General features: G+C 50.0%; 16 protein-coding genes. 13 read left to right on the top strand and 3 right to left on the bottom strand.

All coding sequences use genetic code 11. The features are described 5' to 3' along the window. Positions 1-328: 328 nt before the first annotated feature. Positions 329-964, bottom strand: coding sequence for a carbonic anhydrase (locus HY774_11775; protein MBI4749160.1), 636 nt, complete (start codon positions 962-964; stop codon positions 329-331). 498 nt (positions 965-1,462) lie between these two features. Between HY774_11775 and pabB the strand changes: the two genes are divergently transcribed. Continuing rightward, positions 1,463-3,244: an aminodeoxychorismate synthase component I gene (gene pabB, locus HY774_11780; protein ID MBI4749161.1), complete on the top strand. Its 1,782-nt coding sequence runs from the start codon at positions 1,463-1,465 to the stop codon at positions 3,242-3,244. 41 nt (positions 3,245-3,285) lie between these two features. Further along, entirely contained in the window at positions 3,286-4,155 is an 870-nt protein-coding gene (locus tag HY774_11785; GenBank protein MBI4749162.1) for a hypothetical protein, read from the top strand. A 288-nt stretch (positions 4,156-4,443) separates the two neighbouring features. Here HY774_11785 and HY774_11790 read toward each other — a convergent pair whose 3' ends face one another. After that, positions 4,444-4,860, bottom strand: coding sequence for a DoxX family protein (locus HY774_11790; GenBank protein MBI4749163.1), 417 nt, complete (start codon positions 4,858-4,860; stop codon positions 4,444-4,446). 290 nt (positions 4,861-5,150) lie between these two features. Then, the gene (gene tmpT, locus HY774_11795) at positions 5,151-5,801 is read right to left on the bottom strand and encodes a thiopurine S-methyltransferase (protein ID MBI4749164.1); all 651 of its coding nucleotides are present in this window, start codon (positions 5,799-5,801) and stop codon (positions 5,151-5,153) included. A 271-nt stretch (positions 5,802-6,072) separates the two neighbouring features. On the opposite strand from tmpT, the gene HY774_11800 reads away from it, so the two are divergent. The 11 genes from HY774_11800 to HY774_11850 all read left to right on the top strand — a co-directional run bounded on the left by HY774_11800 (position 6,073) and on the right by HY774_11850 (position 17,765). Further along, a complete protein-coding gene (locus tag HY774_11800; GenBank protein ID MBI4749165.1) occupies positions 6,073-6,963 on the top strand; it encodes a LysR family transcriptional regulator in 891 nt (296 codons plus the stop codon). Positions 6,964-7,376: 413 nt separating this feature from the next. Beyond that, positions 7,377-9,554, top strand: a complete 2,178-nt coding sequence (locus HY774_11805) for a hypothetical protein (protein MBI4749166.1) — start codon at positions 7,377-7,379, stop codon at positions 9,552-9,554. A gap of 479 nt (positions 9,555-10,033) precedes the next feature. Continuing rightward, positions 10,034-11,284 (top strand): threonine synthase, encoded by a 1,251-nt coding sequence (locus HY774_11810; GenBank protein ID MBI4749167.1) that lies wholly within the window; start codon positions 10,034-10,036, stop codon positions 11,282-11,284. A gap of 156 nt (positions 11,285-11,440) precedes the next feature. Continuing rightward, a complete protein-coding gene (locus tag HY774_11815; GenBank protein ID MBI4749168.1) occupies positions 11,441-11,716 on the top strand; it encodes a MoaD/ThiS family protein in 276 nt (91 codons plus the stop codon). Positions 11,717-11,842: 126 nt separating this feature from the next. After that, complete coding sequence (locus HY774_11820; GenBank protein MBI4749169.1) at positions 11,843-13,294, top strand: aspartate kinase; 1,452 nt, start codon at positions 11,843-11,845, stop codon at positions 13,292-13,294. Between the two features lie 349 nt (positions 13,295-13,643). Next, positions 13,644-13,835: a hypothetical protein gene (locus HY774_11825; protein MBI4749170.1), complete on the top strand. Its 192-nt coding sequence runs from the start codon at positions 13,644-13,646 to the stop codon at positions 13,833-13,835. A gap of 15 nt (positions 13,836-13,850) precedes the next feature. Then, a complete protein-coding gene (locus tag HY774_11830; protein MBI4749171.1) occupies positions 13,851-14,630 on the top strand; it encodes a class I SAM-dependent methyltransferase in 780 nt (259 codons plus the stop codon). 299 nt (positions 14,631-14,929) lie between these two features. Next, positions 14,930-15,841, top strand: coding sequence for a DUF1684 domain-containing protein (locus HY774_11835; protein ID MBI4749172.1), 912 nt, complete (start codon positions 14,930-14,932; stop codon positions 15,839-15,841). Next, positions 15,795-16,724 carry a hypothetical protein gene (locus tag HY774_11840; GenBank protein MBI4749173.1) on the top strand — a complete coding sequence of 310 codons (930 nt, stop codon included), beginning with the start codon at positions 15,795-15,797 and terminating at the stop codon, positions 16,722-16,724. Before HY774_11835 ends, HY774_11840 begins: the two co-directional genes overlap by 47 nt. Continuing rightward, positions 16,705-17,064 carry a hypothetical protein gene (locus HY774_11845; protein MBI4749174.1) on the top strand — a complete coding sequence of 120 codons (360 nt, stop codon included), beginning with the start codon at positions 16,705-16,707 and terminating at the stop codon, positions 17,062-17,064. The genes HY774_11840 and HY774_11845 overlap by 20 nt, the downstream gene beginning before the upstream one ends. 2 nt (positions 17,065-17,066) lie before the next feature. Continuing rightward, the gene (locus HY774_11850; protein MBI4749175.1) at positions 17,067-17,765 is read left to right on the top strand and encodes an HNH endonuclease; all 699 of its coding nucleotides are present in this window, start codon (positions 17,067-17,069) and stop codon (positions 17,763-17,765) included. Positions 17,766-17,863: the final 98 nt, after the last annotated feature.

Genomic DNA, 17,863 nt, shown 5'->3' on the forward strand with positions numbered 1-17,863 from the left:
TAAGATTTCCCATTCCTCATCAGTGACATCGCTCGGGTATTTTTTGCGTTTCATCTACTTCCTCTTTAAGATAAGATTTGCTTATAAATACCTCATTCTACTTAAATTGGATACCCTCTAAGGCCGAGACCCTCGGGCTGAAGAAACCGGGCTGAAGAAGACGGGCTTGGGGCTGAAGAAAATGGGCTGAAGAAGTTGGGTGAAGACGTCAAACAATCGCATTTCAGGTGCGACTTCGTGTCGCACCTGAAATTCCATAACTGGTATTGAATTCAGTTTTATTTTTTATAATTGCCGTTCCATCGGCTTTGTCTGACGATTGGCTCTTTTAAGCCAGCATTCCGGCCAGAGCCAGCATTTCCTCCGCAAAGGGAAGTTGAAGGAATGACAGGAGCGCGCTGGATAACGCAGCCATGGATGTGCCGGGTTTGGTTTCGGAAGTTGAGGTTTTCGGTTCTTCAGCTTCGTCGGGAACCGCGGAAAGCAAACCTGTTCTCACATCATAAATATACCCCTTGACCAGCAAATCTTTGGGAATCCACGGGTGCGATTTCAATCTCATGATTTGGAGTCGCACATTGTCTTCCAGGTTTTTAAAGGTGTGAAACTGAGCTGGTGCCACCACTTCCATGCCGGTCAGTTTCAGTAATTTTGCCCGCAGATCATCGTCGGTGTATTGCATCATCCCGCATTCAGTGTGGTTGATGATCATGACGTGCCGGGTGCCGAGCAGATGGTTTGAAACAATCAATGACCGCAATATATCTTCGGTGATGACGCCGCCAGCGTTGCGAAGAATATGCGCTTCGCCCGGTTGAAGGCCCAGCATGCGTTCCATTGAAAGCCGGGCATCCATACAGGTCACGATGGCCAGCTTTCTGGATGGTGGGGCTTCAAGATCGTGATGGGTAAATTCTTCGACAAATTTGCGATTGGCTTCGATGACTTGATTGAAAATTTCCATGCGAATCCTCGTGAGAAATTAAATTTTGAGATAATGCTCAGGGGAAAGTATTTGGCCGTTGTTGGGGGGACTGGCCGCAAATTAAATGAATCAGAGGTGTTCTGCAATTTGTTTTTGCTGAGAACGAAAGACAGAAGACAGGAGCGAAAGCCATCAGGCTGAGCTTCGAAGAAGAACGAAGAGAGCGTTAAAAAATAAGTTTCTGGAGGCAAGCGTTCTGTCACCTCCAGGTTTTGGTTTTGCACCGCGAAGCGCTGCCGTTCGGATAGGGAGGTCGGTTGGCCGCTTTGGGCCTGGTAAAAGGAAGGACAAAAAGGACAAAAAAGACATAACGGATAGGCTGGAAGTCAATTTCGGTGAAGTTGGGTTTCCTTCAATGAGCCAGGGAATTCCTGGTTGCGATTCGTGTCCTGAACAGGTCGGCGCTGGTTATAGTGGCAAGAGAGTGATAATTTGGGCAAAAATCAGGTCATTCTTCATTCTTCATTCTTCATTCCCATGACGCCTCAACTTGTCCTTCATGATGCAGCCACCAGGGAGTGGCTTCGATTTCGGCAGCCAGCCCAGATTCTGACGACTTCGTTGGTGGACGAAGTTTTGCCCCTGATGCAGTTCATTGACCAGTTGGTGAATGAGCACGGGTATTATGCCGCCGGATTTTTGAGCTATGAAGCCGCCCCAGCCTTTGACCCGGCGTTACCGACGTACCCTCCCGGATCTTTTCCGCTCCTCTGGTTTGGGATTTTTGAAAACGTTGAGCGCCTGACGCTGCCTGAACCGACAACTTCGGTTGGGATTGAATGTCAGTGGGTACCTTCGATCAGCCGGGTGAACTATGAACGGGCTTTCCAGCAAGTCAAACAATATCTTGGTCAAGGCGAGACCTATCAGGTCAATTTCACGTTTCGACTCAAGTCGCACTTTCAGGGGAATCCGTGGGACTGGTTTTTGACGCTGGCCCAGGCTCAACAGGCTGATTATGGAGCATTTGTTGATCTTGGTTCACTCGTTTTGTGTTCGGCGTCGCCGGAATTATTTTTTCAGCTTGATGGTCGGCAATTGATTTCGCGTCCGATGAAAGGAACGGCGGCCCGGGCCTGCACTTCCGTGGATGATCAGGCGCAGGCGGACTGGCTGTTCCATTCCGAAAAAAACCGGGCCGAAAACATTATGATTGTGGATATGATCCGCAATGACCTTGGGCGCGTCGCGCAGGTTGGAAGCGTCACTGTTCCAAAACTGTTTGAAATCGAGCGATACCCGACGGTCTGGCAAATGACCTCGACGGTGGCGGCCACAACGGACGAACCAGTGTGGAAAATTCTGAAAGCACTCTTTCCATGTGCTTCGATTACTGGTGCTCCAAAGGCGCGCTCAATGAAGATTATTGCCGAACTGGAGTCCGACCCCCGACATATCTACACCGGGAGCATCGGCTATCTCGCTCCGGGACGGAAAGCACAGTTCAATGTGGCGATTCGAACCGTCTGGCTTGACCGGGCGACGGGGCAGGCCGAATTTGGGGTGGGCGGTGGAATTGTCTGGGATTCCGAACACAAAGACGAATATCTGGAATGCCAGACCAAGGCCAGGGTCCTGACCAGTCGCTGGGATGATTTCCAGTTGTTTGAATCACTGCTCTGGACGCCGGAAGATGGGTACTTTCTGGTGTCAAATCACTTGAGCCGGTTGCGTGACTCAGCCGCCTATTTTGGGTTTTCGTGGGATGAATCCAGGCTGGTTGCTGAACTGGAGCGGATTGCTCACCGGCTTCCCCAGGTGGCTCATAAAGTGAAAGTTTTTGTTTCGCGTCATGGGCAAATCAGCCACGAATGGATGGCCTTGCCGGTTTGTGCGGCTTCAGGAACGGTCAAGGCGCGGGTTGCCTTGTCACCAGTTCGCTCGACCGACCGCTTTCTGTATCACAAAACCACCCGGCGCGCGGTCTACGCCCAGGCACTGGCGTCGTTTCCTGATTGTGATGACGTTGTGTTGTGGAATGAGCGTGGGGAAATAACTGAAAGTACAAGGGCAAATGTGGTTATCCGGATGAATGGCAGGCTGGTCACGCCACCGGTTTCCTCCGGGTTGCTGGCGGGAACTTTCCGGAACTGGTTAATCGAAAACGGCGAACTCACCGAACAGATTATTTCCCGTGAGGATTTCGAGCGGGCTGAAGCGCGATTTCTGATCAATTCCGTTCGCAAATGGCAAGCAGTTGAGTTGTTCGATGGGAGTTTTCAGGAAGATACGGTTGTCCCATACCGCCTTTCTCGTTAGGGTTGGCGACCAAATCTATCTTTCCCGAAAAACATTCAATTATGAACAATACACTGATCAAACCTTTGTCCCTGGTGTTTGGAATCGGAGTCTTTCTTGGTGGAATTCTCAACTCGATAACCGTTCAGGCTCAGGTGATACCGATTGATGTGACATTCACCCCGGCGATTGAAACCGCAAGACCTGAACCGGCAGAACGATTTCCAGGGGAGGCGGAAATCAATCAGTTGCTTACCTTTTCTGGCAAGCCGGCTGTTTCGAAAGCGGTAAACGAATCCCCAACACCTCAAAATCCGCAGCCGTCATCGCCATCCGCCGATCCTGGGCAGGCGAAAAAAGACCCGTATCAGGTCAACCCGTTGATTGCCCGTGGAGTGGCCACGATGGACGGTTATGAGCCGCTCAACGGCAAGGAGCGCGTGAAACTCTATCTGTTACAGACCTATTCACCCGCCGTGGTGTTTCGGATTATCGGGCCTTCGATTGGGTACCAGCTTGGCGAAGTCCCGCCCGAATGGGGAAACAACTTTGGTGGGTTTGGTCGGCGGGTCGCTTCAACTTATGGCGTGTTGATCCTTCAAAGTTCATTCCAGGCCGCTGGAGCTGCCGCCATGGGATATGAGCCGCGCTATGTTCGGAGTTCAAAAAAGGGATTCTTCAAGCGAACCGGGCATGCCTTTATGTTTAACTTCCTGACCTTGAACCGGGACAAAAAGCTGCGGATTGATTTCCCGACGCTGATCTCAATTTATGGCTCAAATATGATTGCCGCCCATGCCTGGTATCCAGACCGGTTCACCGCACGCGGAGACGGTGTTCGATTGGGGAACACCAGTCTGGCGATTCGGTTTGCGTCAAATTTGTTTCAAGAGTTCTTACCAGACATCAAAAAGATTTTCCGGCGCAAGTAGTAATCCCAGTTTGTAGTCAGTAGTCCATAGTCAGTCGTTCACTCAGTTTATTTAGTTGAATTCCTTGACTGTTTTCTAATGCGACGTTTGGGGAGCTACCACCGGATTTCGGAGCCTTCAATATGCGCTCTGCACGGTCCGCGCCCCAGGGGGCGCGGACCGTGCGGTCAGAGAGAAATCCAACTCGTTCCCGGTGGTGGCGCGTTCAATGCAACGCTGACCACCGGCTAACATTGCTCCATCGCTTCGGGATGAAATCAAAAAACCTACACGTGAAAGCTCTCATTTTCACCCTCGATTTTTCTCGCGAGCCCAGGCTGAGCAAGCAACCGCCAGAAACCCGAAAATCAGCAACACGCTGTATTCCATTCCGTTGCGTCCGGCACCAACCACAAACCAGCCTTCCTTCCAGTGGACGAGGATGATGCCCATCATCAACTGGAAACAAAACGTGATTGAAATCGGAATCAGAAAATATCCCGCCGTAAGTGTGAGTGTCCCAACAATTTCAAAAAGGGTAATTGACCAGGCGAGCGCCACCCCCAGCGGAAACCCGACGCTGGAAAGATAGCCTCCAAACGGAGTAACGCCTCCCACGGCGATCCGGGTGAGGCCGTGAATAATCATTAAAACAGCAAGTGTGTATCGAAGCAGACGAATCCCAGGATCTTCGCCTGCACTGGTTGCACGCAATAAAGACAGCATGATGACCTGTCCTGTATATATCTGGATACGCACTGATTTACAGAGGGCGGTACCTTACTGAGAAATGTGTTGAATCGTCAAATACTATTTCTTGGAGTGCTACGGCTTGACGGAGCTTTGGAATGTGGTGGCTTTTTATGAAAGCGGTGTCAAGCCGCCGCACTCCATATTTTAACCAAACGGCTAAAACCTTTCACCAAAAGGTTAAGGATTCAAATTCAATTTAAGGTTTAGAGTCGTCGCGCCTGGTGTCAGCGTTGGAGTAACCCTTTTTCCTGAACTCTGGTGTTTTATGCCTCCTGGCTCTGTGTCAAAAGCAGCCATATCTTCTCTTGTGCCGTGCAGATACCTTTCAGGCCACCAGGAACATCTGTTTGAGCAAGGAAAGTTATTTCATAGTTGTCTTGATAGAGTTGATGTACTTCCTCATCACTGATTGAAAACGGAGGACCTGGCATCACGCTTTGGTCATACTCATAGCAAATCAGCAATTGCGGCGCTTTATCCGTGATCTCCATAATATGTGCCGCGTAGCGCCTTCGAACTTCTTCAGGAAGCGCCACCAACGCTGCCCGATCATACATCGCGTCCACCGGGCCAAGTATCGTGCTGGACAACTCAAAAATATCACCGCCGAAGATATCAATATTTTGTGCACGATAGTGGTCCATTTCGCCAATTCTCGATAGTTCAGGTTCGACTCCAAGCTCGGTAAATAATTGTTCAATGGCCAGTTTGCTCAATTCGGCACCAACTACCTGATACCCCTGAGACAGAAGCCAGGAAATATCGAGCGTCTTACCGCACAACGGGAGAAAGACACGACTGCCTTTCACCAAAGAGAGTTCATTAAAATATTGTACCAGCAGCGGGTTGGCGGTACCTGTGTGGAATGCAATATCATTTTTTCCCCACTTTTGATGCCAGTAGGTTGTCTCCATAACACGTTACTCCGTTATCAGCGATTCCCAAAAATTGGGTTGCTCAAGTTATAACCTTTTGTTTGATAGGGCGGAAGACGCACCATTTGCACTGTATTCGTGCAAGACACGCCATGTCACACGATTTGGAGCTGAAGTAATACCAAATTGGGTTCAGGGCATTGGGTTCAGAATTCAGAGAAATACAATTACCTCAATAGTTTAGCCTTTCTGTAAAGCGATGAATTGATTTCAAAAGGAGGATCCGGATCTCCCGTGCTATAGTCCGGGTATGTCAAAACCGGATCTCAACCTGCTCTTCACCCTGGATGCGCTCCTTTCAGAAGGTAGCGTTGCCCGTGCCGCCCACCGGTTGCAGCTTAGCCCATCGGCAATGAGTCGGGCGCTGGCACGATTGCGGGAAACAACGGGTGATCCGCTCCTGGTGAGAGCCGGACGCGGGCTTGTTCCGACACCGCGAGCCATTGAACTACGCGAACAGGTCAGCCAGCTTGTTCAGGCTGGAGAAGCCGTGCTCCGTCCGTCTGAGGCTCTCAACCTCAACCAGCTCGTCCGAACGTTCACCCTGCGAACCCGCGAAGGCTTTGTAGAAAACTTCGGCCCTGACCTCATTGCTCGGGTCAGTGCGGAAGCTCCCGGCGTGCGGTTGTGCTTCGTTCCAAAGCTGAACAAAGACAGCACACCGCTTCGTGACGGGACCATTGACCTGGAAACAGGCGTGGTCGGAAAAACAACCAGCCCGGAGGTGCGCGTACAGCCTCTGTTCCAGGATCGGTTTATTGGGGTTGTGCGAATGGGTCACCCGCTAAGCGATGGTGAAATAACACCTTCCCGGTATGCGGCTGGAAAGCACATTGGCATCTTGCGGCGGGGACTTGAACGAGGCCCCATTGATGAAGCGTTGAACCGGCTTGGGCTGGAACGCGAAATCACCACCATCGTCAGTGGATTTTCGACGGCACTGGCTCTGGCACAGGCATCTGATCTGATCGCCAGTGTTCCCGAACAACACACCGGAATCCTCCGCACGGGAATGCAGAGTTTTCCCCTTCCGGTTCCTTTGCCGGAGTTCACGGTTTCATTGCTCTGGCATCCGCGATTGGATGCAGACCCGGCGCATCGCTGGTTGCGGAAGATCGTTCGCGATATTTGCACAAAATAACTGATACCATTTGGAAATAAATTGTTTCTGTAACAAATCCTGTGATGCAAAGCATCTATGGAGTGCGGTGACCTGTCACCGCTTTTTTACGCAACGACCTGTCGTTGCCAAACATTTGCGCAGGAGAATGATCCAGCGACAAGTCGCTGCCTGACAAAGCTGCAACAAGTTGCAGCACTCCAAAAAAATATTTAAAAGCAGATTTCTATTTCGTTTTACTTTCGTTTTATTTCAATTCGAGGTTAGACCATTTTTGTGAATTCAATATAAATAACATTCGACTTGTTAGCTAAATAGCACATTCTCAATTGTTTACATAATGGTTGAGGAATTCCAGGTTTTGTTACTTTGTACGGCATACGGCTTGCCATCCAGGGAGTCAATTTAACTTATGACTTCTTTTGGAGGGTACAATGCAGACAGAGTTTAATACAAACCGGATTTCGTTTTCCGTATTTTCAACCTTGAATCGCTGGTTGATTTTGGCTGGAGTCGTTCTTCTCAGCGGCTTTTCACCTGGTATTTTGGCACAACAGGCTTCACCGACACTTTTTTCCGTCGTTTCACCAAATCAGGCAACACGCACTTTCTTGAAAAATGAGCCTGAAGCCCAGCTTATTTCCATCACAAGCGACACCCTTTCACGTTTCCAATCGCATTCTGTGCGGCTTCCCTTGGTCAACGAGGAGCTTGAAGCCATTGGGACCGGCTTTGAAACTCGCAGCCAGACCAGTGTCACCTGGCGTGGAAAATTTCCACAGGATGGCGGTGATATCACGTTGACCTGTGTTGATGGGTACTGCGCCGGGGTGATTCAATCACCAACGTCTTTGTATACCATTGCTCCGACTGAAGTTCCACATATATCCATTCTGAAGAAACTTGACCATCAAGCGGCACCAACCTGTGGCGGAACCTCAACCGTCGAGGTGCCGCACCTGACACATGAAACGGCGCGCCCGACAATTGTCTCAACGACATCAGTGTCCACACTCGACATCATGATTGTTTACACGACCCAGGCGAGAGTTGCGGCTGGCGGAACCGCTCAAATGCTGGCTCAGGTCCAAAATGCCGTGGATGCCGCCAACACCGCCTACATCAATAGTCAGATAAATGCCCGGCTGCGGCTGGTTCAGACAACCGAGGTGAACTATGCGGAAACACCTGACTTCTTCCAGATGCTGGAATGGTTACGAACTGACCCCACGGTTGCCGCCAGACGCAATACCTGCCAGGCGGATCTGGTTTCAATGCTGGTCAATAACACGTCGCTGGGTGGCCGAGGCTATTTGATGCAATCCGGAAATATCGGTCCGGCCTTTGAAGCGTACGCCTTTTCGGTTGTTTGCTGGTACTACGCGTCGAGTTATTACGTGCTGGCCCACGAAGTCGGCCACAACCTCGGATGTCACCATGATGCGGCAAATACAACTGAACAGGGAGCTTATCTATTTTCCTACGGTCAGTATTATTCAGGTATCTATCGGACAGTCATGGCCTATGACAATGTGTGCCAGTGCCCAATCTATGCCGGGTTTTCAAATCCAAATCTCACCTTTCAAAACCTGCCAACCGGTATTGCCAATCAGACCGACAATGCGGCGACCATCAACCAGACGGCGCCAATTGCCGCAAATTTCCGGGGTCCAGGCATTGTCATTCCGGCACTCACGCTGGCAGCACCTAACGGAGGGGAAACACTAACGGCGGGAACTGCAGTTCAGATTGTCTGGACCACGACAGATGACTACCCGGAAACATCGGTTCGATTGGAACTGATGCGCAATGGAACACTTCAGCAGGTGATTAGCGCTTCAACCGCAACCGGCAACAATGGAATCGGCACATTTTCCTGGGCGATTCCGACGAATATCGCATCTGGGAACGGCTACCAAATCCGGGTGAGCCACCCATCAAATTCCACCGTTCAAGACGTGAGTGATGCGACGTTTACCATCACCGGGCCAAGCACCGCGACGCTCACGGTGACAACACCCAATGGTGGGGAATCGTGGGCGCTTAACACCCGGCAAACCGTTCGGTGGACCTACACTGAAAATCCGGGCAGTTCAGTCAAAATTGAATTGTTCAAAAACGGTGTTTTTCGACAGATGATTGCTGCGGCAGCCCCGATTGGAAGTAATGGAAGTGGTTCTTTTGCCTGGGATATTTCTTCGGCTGAGCTGCCTGGGAGTGACTACACGGTAAAAATCACCAGCACTTCGTTTTCGACAATCAGTGATGTCAGCAACAGCAATTTTTCACTGGGAAGCGTGCCGGTTGCTGCCACCATTCAGGTTGTAACGCCCAACGGCGGTGAAAAGTGGAAAACCCGGATCCAGCAACAAATTCGCTGGAGTTTCACGGGAAATCCAGGTGCCAAGGTTAAAGTTGAACTCTACAAGGGCGGAGTGTTCAAACAGGTCATCAGTGCTGGCGCGACGATTGGCACAAGCGGAGCCGGGAGCCTGAACTGGCTGGTTCCTTCAACTCTGGCTGCCGGGAGTGACTACAAAATCAAAATCACCAGCACCACCACCGCCAGTGCCACTGATTTCAGCAATCAGAATTTCAGTATTTTCCGGTAAGCCGGGAAGGATGTTTGGGGTTTTGTTCTTAGTGCTTGGAATACAATATGTTACAGGAACTAAATGCCAGGAATGAAGCCCCTAAACCCGGCCCCAACCTGCGTACTCCCAACCTCCAAAAGCAAGGGGTGCCAGAATTTTTTTGTTGACAAGTCAAAATTCACCCGGTATTTTGCAGCTTCCAGATTGACCCGTGGCGATTTAAAGCGAATTGCACCACGTTAAAAACTGCTAAACAGCACCGGCCAAAAAGTTTTGATTGCCCTGTGTTTGTTGAGCACAGGGTTTTTGCTTTTTTGGGGCTACGAAATCTGGTTCTTTTTCAATTTCACACGTGGCGATTTACGCGAATTGCTCCACGTTAAAAACTGCTAAACAGCTCGGAGGAAAGATTTATCCCCTGTGCCTGTTGTTCGGTGCACAGGGGTTTTTCTTTTTTCGGCTGTTCGGTGCAACCAAAGAACTTTAGGAGGATTTCCATGAGTTTTGTCACCGGACTCACCTGCCGCGAATGCGGTCAACGATATGCCAAACAGCCTACGGCGGGCTGTCCTGAATGTTTTGCCCCGCTTGAAGTTGCCTATGATTATCAGGCGATTCGCCAATCACTGACGCGGGCTGCCATCGAGCGTCGCCCGACCAACATCTGGCGCTACCGTGAATTGCTCCCGCTGGATCAAGATCCCGAAATTGGTCTCAGCACTGGCTGGACCCCGCTGGTTCGGGCCAAACGCCTGGGCGAAGCCCTTGGACTGAAAGAGTTGTACATCAAAAACGATAGTGTGAATTCCCCAACGCTTTCCTTCAAAGACCGGGTGACCGCCGTGGCCATCAACAAAGCCAAAGAGTTTGGGTTGTCAGCCGTTGGGTGCGCTTCGACCGGGAATCTGGCCAACTCAGTGGCGGCCAATGCGGCAGCAGCGGGTCTTCCAGCCTATGTTTTGATTCCCTGGGATCTGGAGCAGTCCAAAATTACGGCGACTTCGGTGTTTGGCGCCAATGTCATCGCCGTGCGTGGCACGTATGACGATGTGAATCGTGTCTGCAGCCAGATTGCGGATCGTTATAATTGGGGACTCGTCAACGTCAATTTGCGTCCATTTTATGGCGAAGGCTCAAAGTCGGTCGGGTATGAAATTGCCGAACAACTCGGCTGGCGTGCGCCAGATGCGGTGATTGTCCCAATGGCGGGTGGGTCGCTCATTACCAAGATTCATAAAGGGTTGAAGGAACTGGAACTGCTTGGGCTGCTTGATGGGGAAGTCAAAACCCGTTTGTATGGTGCCCAGGCTGCCGGGTGCAACCCAATTGTCACCGCCACCAAACAGGGCACAAATATTATCCGTCCAGTCAAACCGAAAACCATCGCCAAATCACTGGCGATTGGAAATCCGGCAGATGGTTATTTTGCCGCGAATGTGATCCAGCAAAGCGGTGGCTGCGGGGAAGATGTCACTGATCAGGAAATTATTGACGGCATTCAGTTGCTGGCTGAAACCGAAGGGATTTTTACCGAAACAGCAGGTGGCGTGACGGTTGCCGTCACTCGAAAACTGGTAGCGCAACACAAGCTGAATCCAAATGGAGTCACCGTCATCACCATCACCGGAAATGGTCTCAAAACCCAGGAAGCGCTTCCGTTGACCACGCCACTGGTGATCTCTCCATCACTGCGCGAGTTTCAAGAGGTGCTCGAACAGGAATTTTCAACTCAGCCGGCTTATGCATGAACTGGGGCCGTTTAAATTATGAGTTATGAATTATGAATTATGGATTATGAAAAGCTGAAACCCTTTATACTCAAGGAGTTAACCTTGTTGCTTCGATTTTGAACCCTGCTTTCTCATAATTCATAATTCATAACTCCATAGAAGGGACACGACATCATGGCTCAATCAATTTTAATCCCAACGTTATTGCGACAACTTACGGGTGGTTCAGAAGTTATCCAGCTTCAAGCTGCAACAGTTGGTGAAGCGCTCACCACGCTCGATTCCCAATTTCCAGGGTTTCGCGCCCGAGTGTGCGATGAAACCGGCCAGTTACGCCGCTTCATCAACCTTTATCTCGATGGCGAAGACATTCGCTTTCTGGACAATTTAGCGACGCCGCTTCCAGATACGGCTGAGGTCGCCATTATTCCGGCCATTGCTGGAGGGTAAAACAGGGCTCAGGGCAATCAAAGGGATGAGGGATGAAGGATGAGGGATGAAATAAAACCAATTCTTCAGCCGCTTTCTTCAGCCCTCAGCCCTCAACCCCAAGCCCAAAGTTTTTTGGAATTCAATATGCACACACACACATCACACAATCTGGTTGTTTTGAAATTTGGTGGGACTTCGGTCAAAGATGCCCGTGCGATTCAGGCCGCGGCTGAAATTGTGGCCAGTCGGCGCGACTGCCACCCGGTTGTAGTGGTTTCAGCTCTGGCCGGAGTAACTGATGGATTGTTAAAGCTGGCTCACTCAGCGGTAGATGCACCATTGGCCACGACTCTAAAAACATTGAAACAATTGGAGGTACGGCATTTAGAGGTGCTTCGCGAGTTGACGGGGCGTGCCCCTTGCCTGGCGGCACAATTGTTTCGGCAGGAATATGAAACACTCCTTGAATCCAAATTTGCTGAACTGGAGTTGTTATTGTGTTCAGTGGCGACATTGGGTGCCTGCACACCAATTCATCAGGATGCCATTGTGGCCTTTGGTGAACGACTCAGTTCTGTTTTGGTGACGGCGGCGCTTCAGATCGCTGGGATTCAAGCCGAAGTTTTTGATGTTCGGCAGGTAATGATCACGACGGATGAATTTACCGAAGCTTCACCACTCGTTGAGGAACTCAACCGGCGGGTGACAGCCCGGTTGCTGCCACGTATTGCCGACGGTGTTATTCCTGTCACACAAGGATTTGTCGGAGCAACCCGTTCCGGTGCGACCACGACCCTTGGCCGTGGCGGGTCAGATTTCACCGCCACATTAATCGGTGCCGCGCTTCGAGCGCAATCGGTTGAAATCTGGACCGATGTGGATGGCGTGATGACGGCGGATCCAAAGCTAGTGCCCGATGCGGTTACCATTCCTGAAATCTCTTATGACCAGGCTGAAGAACTGGCGCTCCGAGGAGCTAAAATATTGCACCCCAAAACGTTGCGTCCAGTCCGTGACCTTGAAATCCCAGTTTGGATTCGCAACACGTTAAATCCCTCAGCCCGTGGAACCCTGGTGTGTGCCAGGCCGACCCATCCGCCACAGGCGTCACTTGCCTGCCAGCGCAATCTGGTGCGGATTCAGGTATCGCTGTCAGGCACAAACGCACTGACTTCCAGTCTTTCTGGGCTGGCAACACTTTTTTCAAAATTAAAACTCTTCCCGGAACAAATGGTCTGCACCCCGGCGGCCATTACCTTGCTGTTACCCAATACTCAGGTGACGCAGGCCCTTGAGGTTACCCTTGGAGAAATGGGTGTGATTCAGGTCGAACGGCATCAAACTTTGGTCTCCGTGATTGGTCAATCCGTGACCCCCAAGGCCCTGGAAATGTTGGAGCTTGCCGAGGCTGAATGGATTCAACCTGATATTTCCAACGGAAAGTTATTGATCGCCACTCACGACCGGTTTCTCGCACAGGTAATGAGACGTCTCCATGACCAGTTTGTCCAGTCACCAATCAGCCAGGTATTGACCACCTCAGGTTTGCTGTGTCAGTCGGACTATCGCGAGTTAACAGTTGCCGCCGTTGCCTGAGTCTGGGTTGACACCAACCACATTCACCGCACAGTACGTCGCTGGCGCAATCGCTCAACTTGCGGAGTCGAGAGAGGGATGGGATACCCAGATTGCGTCCCCGGCGTCCTGTGCGGTGATTATTTTTGGGCTGAAGAAGACGGGCTGAGGGTTTGGAACCCATTTTCTTCCGCCCCGAGTCTTCGAGTCCTTCAGCCCCAAGCCCCAAGCCCTGGTATTTTCAGCCCCAAGCCCTCAGCCCTCAGCCCTGGTTTTCCTTGACAATCCCACCAACTTCCCGTATTTGATAAGCCACATCCTTTCACGTGAGTTGTCTATGATTGTTTCTTCAAACTAAGTTGAACCTGTTGTGAAACCACTCTGGTTTCTGGCCTTTGCCTTGACGGGTGAAGTGCGTCTGACTGGTTCGATTCTTTTCGCACACGTTTTCCCCAGTTGTTCAATTGACCCGACCTTTGTCGCCACTGATCCCATTTGGGGTGTCAGGTTGCGCGCTTCGTGTGTCGAAATCCCACGCCTGACAGGTGTGGTGAAGATTTGAAGAGGATTTTCAGCAATGAATTTGCACGATGAGTCACATTTAGGATCGCCATTTGATGATGGCAATGTGTACGACCTTCTGTTTTCCAATTTTGAGTACGGTCTGGAGTATTATCTTCAACTTGCACAAGCTGCCCAGGGCCCGGTGCTTGATATCGCCTGTGGAACAGGACGTGTCATGCTTCCGTGCCTGGAGGCTGGCCTTGACGTAGATGGGCTCGATTTGTCAACGGCACTACTTGACCGGTTGGCAGAAAAAGCCAGCACCAAAGGGTTCCATCCACGGTTATTTGAAGGCGATATGCGGGACTTCCAGCTTGAACGGCGGTATCGGCTGGCCATTATTCCATTTAATGCCTTTGTGCATTGTATGACTGGCGAAGAGCAAATTGCGGCGCTGCGGTGCATCCGCGAACACCTTGAGCCAGGTGGAATGCTGGCATTTGACACGTTCTTTCCTGGAATTGAAGTGATCGGCCAGGCTCATCAACCCCGGGTCCTCGAAATGGAGACCGATCATCCAACGCCAGGGTGGAAAGTACGTGTGTATGACACTCGAACTCTCAATCGGGTAGACCAGATTCAGCATTCCTTTATGGAAATTGAGGAACTCAACGAAGCTGGTGAAGTTGTGAAGGTTCATCCAAGTCAGACGCACATTCGCTGGATTTACAAACAGGAAATGGAGCTTTTGCTTCGGTTGAGTGGATTTTGGAACTGGAACATCTGGGGAAGCTTCGAGCGGCAACTACTGGTGAATGAAACCGATGCCATGATTGTGGAAGCCACGGTGTGAGAGGGCGGAAGACTTTGGGCTTGGGGCTGAAAAAACCAGGGCTGAGGGCTTGGGGCTGAGGGCGGAAGACATCGGGCTGAAGAATTGGTTTTATTTCATCCCTCATCCTTCATCCCTCATCCCTTTCTTTGCTCCGAGCTTGCGAGTTTTCAGCTCCAAGTCCGAGGCTTTCAGTTCGAAGTCGTTTGATTTTTTTTCGTGTATTTCGTGTATTTCGTGGTTAAAAATGCTTTGGAATTTCCGCTGATGTCCCGATACCCTTCAAACCGGTACTCCTAAACTCATTTCTGGAAGGCTTTATGAAATCTCTGTACTGCTGGTTGCTTGCTTTTGTCATGATTGGATTGTCTTCAACAGGGTTAGCGCAGAACCACAAGTCAGCCAAATTGACCACCTATCCGCCGGATGCGCTGACCGGGCTTGAAAAATGGCGGGCTGAATATGAATCAGATGTGAAGTCTGAAACCGGCTGGCTTTCGATTCGAGGGTTGTTTTGGTTAAAGCCCGGTGCGAATTCGGTTGGAAGTGCGGCTGATAATGTTGTGATATTGCCAGCAGAATCCGCACCGGCTCAGGTTGGTGTGATCACACTCGATGGCAAAAAGACCCGGTTAACGGTTCAAGCTGGAGTTCCAGTGGCCGTCAACGGGAAGACCGTGACTGAAACAGATCTCAAAACCGACGCCGATGGCAAAGCGGATATGATGACGCTCGGCACGCTCTCCTTTTATATTATTGTGCGCGGAGAGCGGGTCGGTGTTCGACTCAAAGATACAAACAATCCGGCGCTCCGAAATTTTCCCGGCGTCCACTGGTTTGAACCCAAAGGTGCCTTTCGGGTTGAGGCCAAATTTGTGCCGTACAATCCGCCCAAAATCTTAAAAATCACCAATGTGCTGGGCGATGTAAGCGATGTCCCGAGCGCCGGATATGTTGAATTCCGCATACTGGGGAAAAAGTGCCGGCTGGATGTTCAACAAGCCGATGACCGGCTCTTTGTCAATTTCAAGGACAGGTCTTCGGGCGTGACTACCTATGGTGCCGGTCGGTTTTTAGAGCCGGCGCTTCCGAAAAACGGCAAAGTGGTGATTGATTTTAACCGGGCTTACAACCCGCCCTGTGCCTACACTGAATTTGCCACCTGCCCATTGCCGCCACCACAAAATGCACTTCCAGTGGCGATTGAAGCCGGGGAAAAGAAGACGCATTGAAGATAAAAAGCGGGGAATGGTATGGTTAAAGGTGAGGTTTACGCAAAGTGCTGGTTTTATTTGTGTCCACTCTGAAAAGTCTGCATTCTTTAGCAAAATGGGAAAAATCACCTACTGCAAAAACTCAACCATCACTGAAGCCTGGGCCAAAATCTTGGGATTTCCAGGTAAGCGGAATGAAGAAGAAATTGGTGCTCTGGCATATTTCGGAAAGAAACGGTTTGACAATTTCCAGCCGATCCCTTCAGTCGTTCTGATTGATTCCTCGCTACCTGACATTCCCCCATGTTGGGAAAAGCAACTCACCTGGGATGAGGGCAAGTTGTTAGCCAGAATTGGTCATAGGTTCCTCAGCGTTCATTACCTGAATAGAGGGAGGGATCCATATCAAACTTTCGATCAGTCATTGCAACCATCATTAGAGGGTTGGTTAGATGTTTATAGAGATACACTGTCAAGCGCAACAGATGAGTATCTGGTTGATCAAATTGGGTTTGGGTATGTCAATCGGTTTCAATTCGCTGCGAAAGATTTTGATCTCTCCAGGCATTTTCGCCTGAGTCTTGGGATTGATATCGCCGCCGCTCAAAACGGAATTTCCGGAATAGAAACAACGTTTCGATTGGTTGAAAAGGAGGTTGACACCAGTATTGTGGTTAACTTACAAGTTGATGCGGGATTCTCAAACAATTCATTTCTACAAGTGCAAACCAAAATTTTTGCTGAGCGGCAGTGTAAAATCAATTGTTCTTTCAAAGACAAGGAACTCATTTTGCAAGAGATTGCACACGTAAAGGAAATAGCCAAAGCAACTTTCTTCGATTTTGCGACTGATGAAACACATCAACTGATGGAGGCTCACTATGCTTCAGATGAATCATAGAGCAAATACTTACCCCAATCCCTTATTTACACAGTCGTCAACTGGAGTGCCTCTGACCCGCCATCCAGTTCAGGTTAAAACAACTTCAGATGAAAATAGTCGTCCTCAGCCTGGAGATTCGGGCAGTTTATCACTTGAAGCCTTTCTTGAGTTGTATGAGTCAAAAAGGAATGCGCTGGCCTATCGAGCAATTCTTGGAGAAGTACTTTCAAGGCGGGAACAAGCGGAACTTAATATTTTGAATCAATGGCTGAGTTGCTTAATGGAGAAACCTGAACCTGAGGATCCGCTTGTTACGCAGGCGGTAAATGAAGCAAAACGATTACTCAATAAATATTGAAAATGGCAGTTGTTCGATTCACTCCCCACCCTGTGATTTCGTCATCCACCAGGTACACCAACTTTGGCAACTGGTTACTTGAGAATTTCTTTGATCATCTGTGCTCATACTGTCTGACGAAACATAGCTCACTGGCCATTGACCACTATGAGCCACAAAAATATGCACCAGACAAAATAAACAACCCCAATAATCTCTTGCTTGCCTGCCAAAACTGTAATGGAGCCGGGGGGAAAGGCGATTATCATCCCTTCCATAGCACCAGAAGACGACTGCCCAATGATAGGACTGGCCACCTGGTGCTTGATGTTCGGACTGACAATTTGGGTGAACTCTTTACCTTGGACTCGTCTTCAGGTCAGCTCCGAGTAAAACCAGGACCAACTGCCGCCAGGGCTGCCTGGAACGCAGTCACGCTTTTGAACCTCGATCTGGATTACTTAAATCAGTACCGAGGACGTCTGCTTGAAAAGCTTCTGTTGTGTGAGAAATTGATCATCCGATTAGGGAAACAGCCCAAGAAAGAAGAACCCGAGACCAAAACTTGTCTACGTATTCTTACCAAAGAACTTGCAGAACAATGGCTCTTCTTTTTCGCTTTTGATATTGACGTGTCGCCCCAACTGGCAAAACGTATTGCACATCATCGGCCAGCCTTCTGTCTCAACTCTCCACACTCTCAAACTGAACCAGGCGATTGATCTGGACAGAAATGTTTCATTGGTAGTCTCATTGTCGAAGATTTCATTAATATTTCTTGAGCTGTGCTTCCGATAATCTCATTTGGTCATTTCACTCC

It is taken from the genome of Acidobacteriota bacterium, from assembly GCA_016208495.1.
Classification (GTDB): Bacteria; Acidobacteriota; Blastocatellia; order Chloracidobacteriales; family Chloracidobacteriaceae; genus JACQXX01.

Excerpts from the sequence above, each read along its gene's own strand:
- HY774_11775 (MBI4749160.1), bottom strand. The coding sequence starts at position 964 with ATGGAAATTTTCAATCAAGTCATCGAAGCCAATCGCAAATTTGTCGAA.
- pabB (MBI4749161.1), top strand. The coding sequence starts at position 1,463 with ATGACGCCTCAACTTGTCCTTCATGATGCAGCCACCAGGGAGTGGCTT.
- HY774_11785 (MBI4749162.1), top strand. The coding sequence starts at position 3,286 with ATGAACAATACACTGATCAAACCTTTGTCCCTGGTGTTTGGAATCGGA.
- HY774_11790 (MBI4749163.1), bottom strand. The coding sequence starts at position 4,860 with ATGCTGTCTTTATTGCGTGCAACCAGTGCAGGCGAAGATCCTGGGATT.
- tmpT (MBI4749164.1), bottom strand. The coding sequence starts at position 5,801 with ATGGAGACAACCTACTGGCATCAAAAGTGGGGAAAAAATGATATTGCA.
- HY774_11800 (MBI4749165.1), top strand. The coding sequence starts at position 6,073 with ATGTCAAAACCGGATCTCAACCTGCTCTTCACCCTGGATGCGCTCCTT.
- HY774_11805 (MBI4749166.1), top strand. The coding sequence starts at position 7,377 with ATGCAGACAGAGTTTAATACAAACCGGATTTCGTTTTCCGTATTTTCA.
- HY774_11810 (MBI4749167.1), top strand. The coding sequence starts at position 10,034 with ATGAGTTTTGTCACCGGACTCACCTGCCGCGAATGCGGTCAACGATAT.
- HY774_11815 (MBI4749168.1), top strand. The coding sequence starts at position 11,441 with ATGGCTCAATCAATTTTAATCCCAACGTTATTGCGACAACTTACGGGT.
- HY774_11820 (MBI4749169.1), top strand. The coding sequence starts at position 11,843 with ATGCACACACACACATCACACAATCTGGTTGTTTTGAAATTTGGTGGG.
- HY774_11830 (MBI4749171.1), top strand. The coding sequence starts at position 13,851 with ATGAATTTGCACGATGAGTCACATTTAGGATCGCCATTTGATGATGGC.
- HY774_11835 (MBI4749172.1), top strand. The coding sequence starts at position 14,930 with ATGAAATCTCTGTACTGCTGGTTGCTTGCTTTTGTCATGATTGGATTG.
- HY774_11840 (MBI4749173.1), top strand. The coding sequence starts at position 15,795 with ATGCACTTCCAGTGGCGATTGAAGCCGGGGAAAAGAAGACGCATTGAA.
- HY774_11845 (MBI4749174.1), top strand. The coding sequence starts at position 16,705 with ATGCTTCAGATGAATCATAGAGCAAATACTTACCCCAATCCCTTATTT.
- HY774_11850 (MBI4749175.1), top strand. The coding sequence starts at position 17,067 with ATGGCAGTTGTTCGATTCACTCCCCACCCTGTGATTTCGTCATCCACC.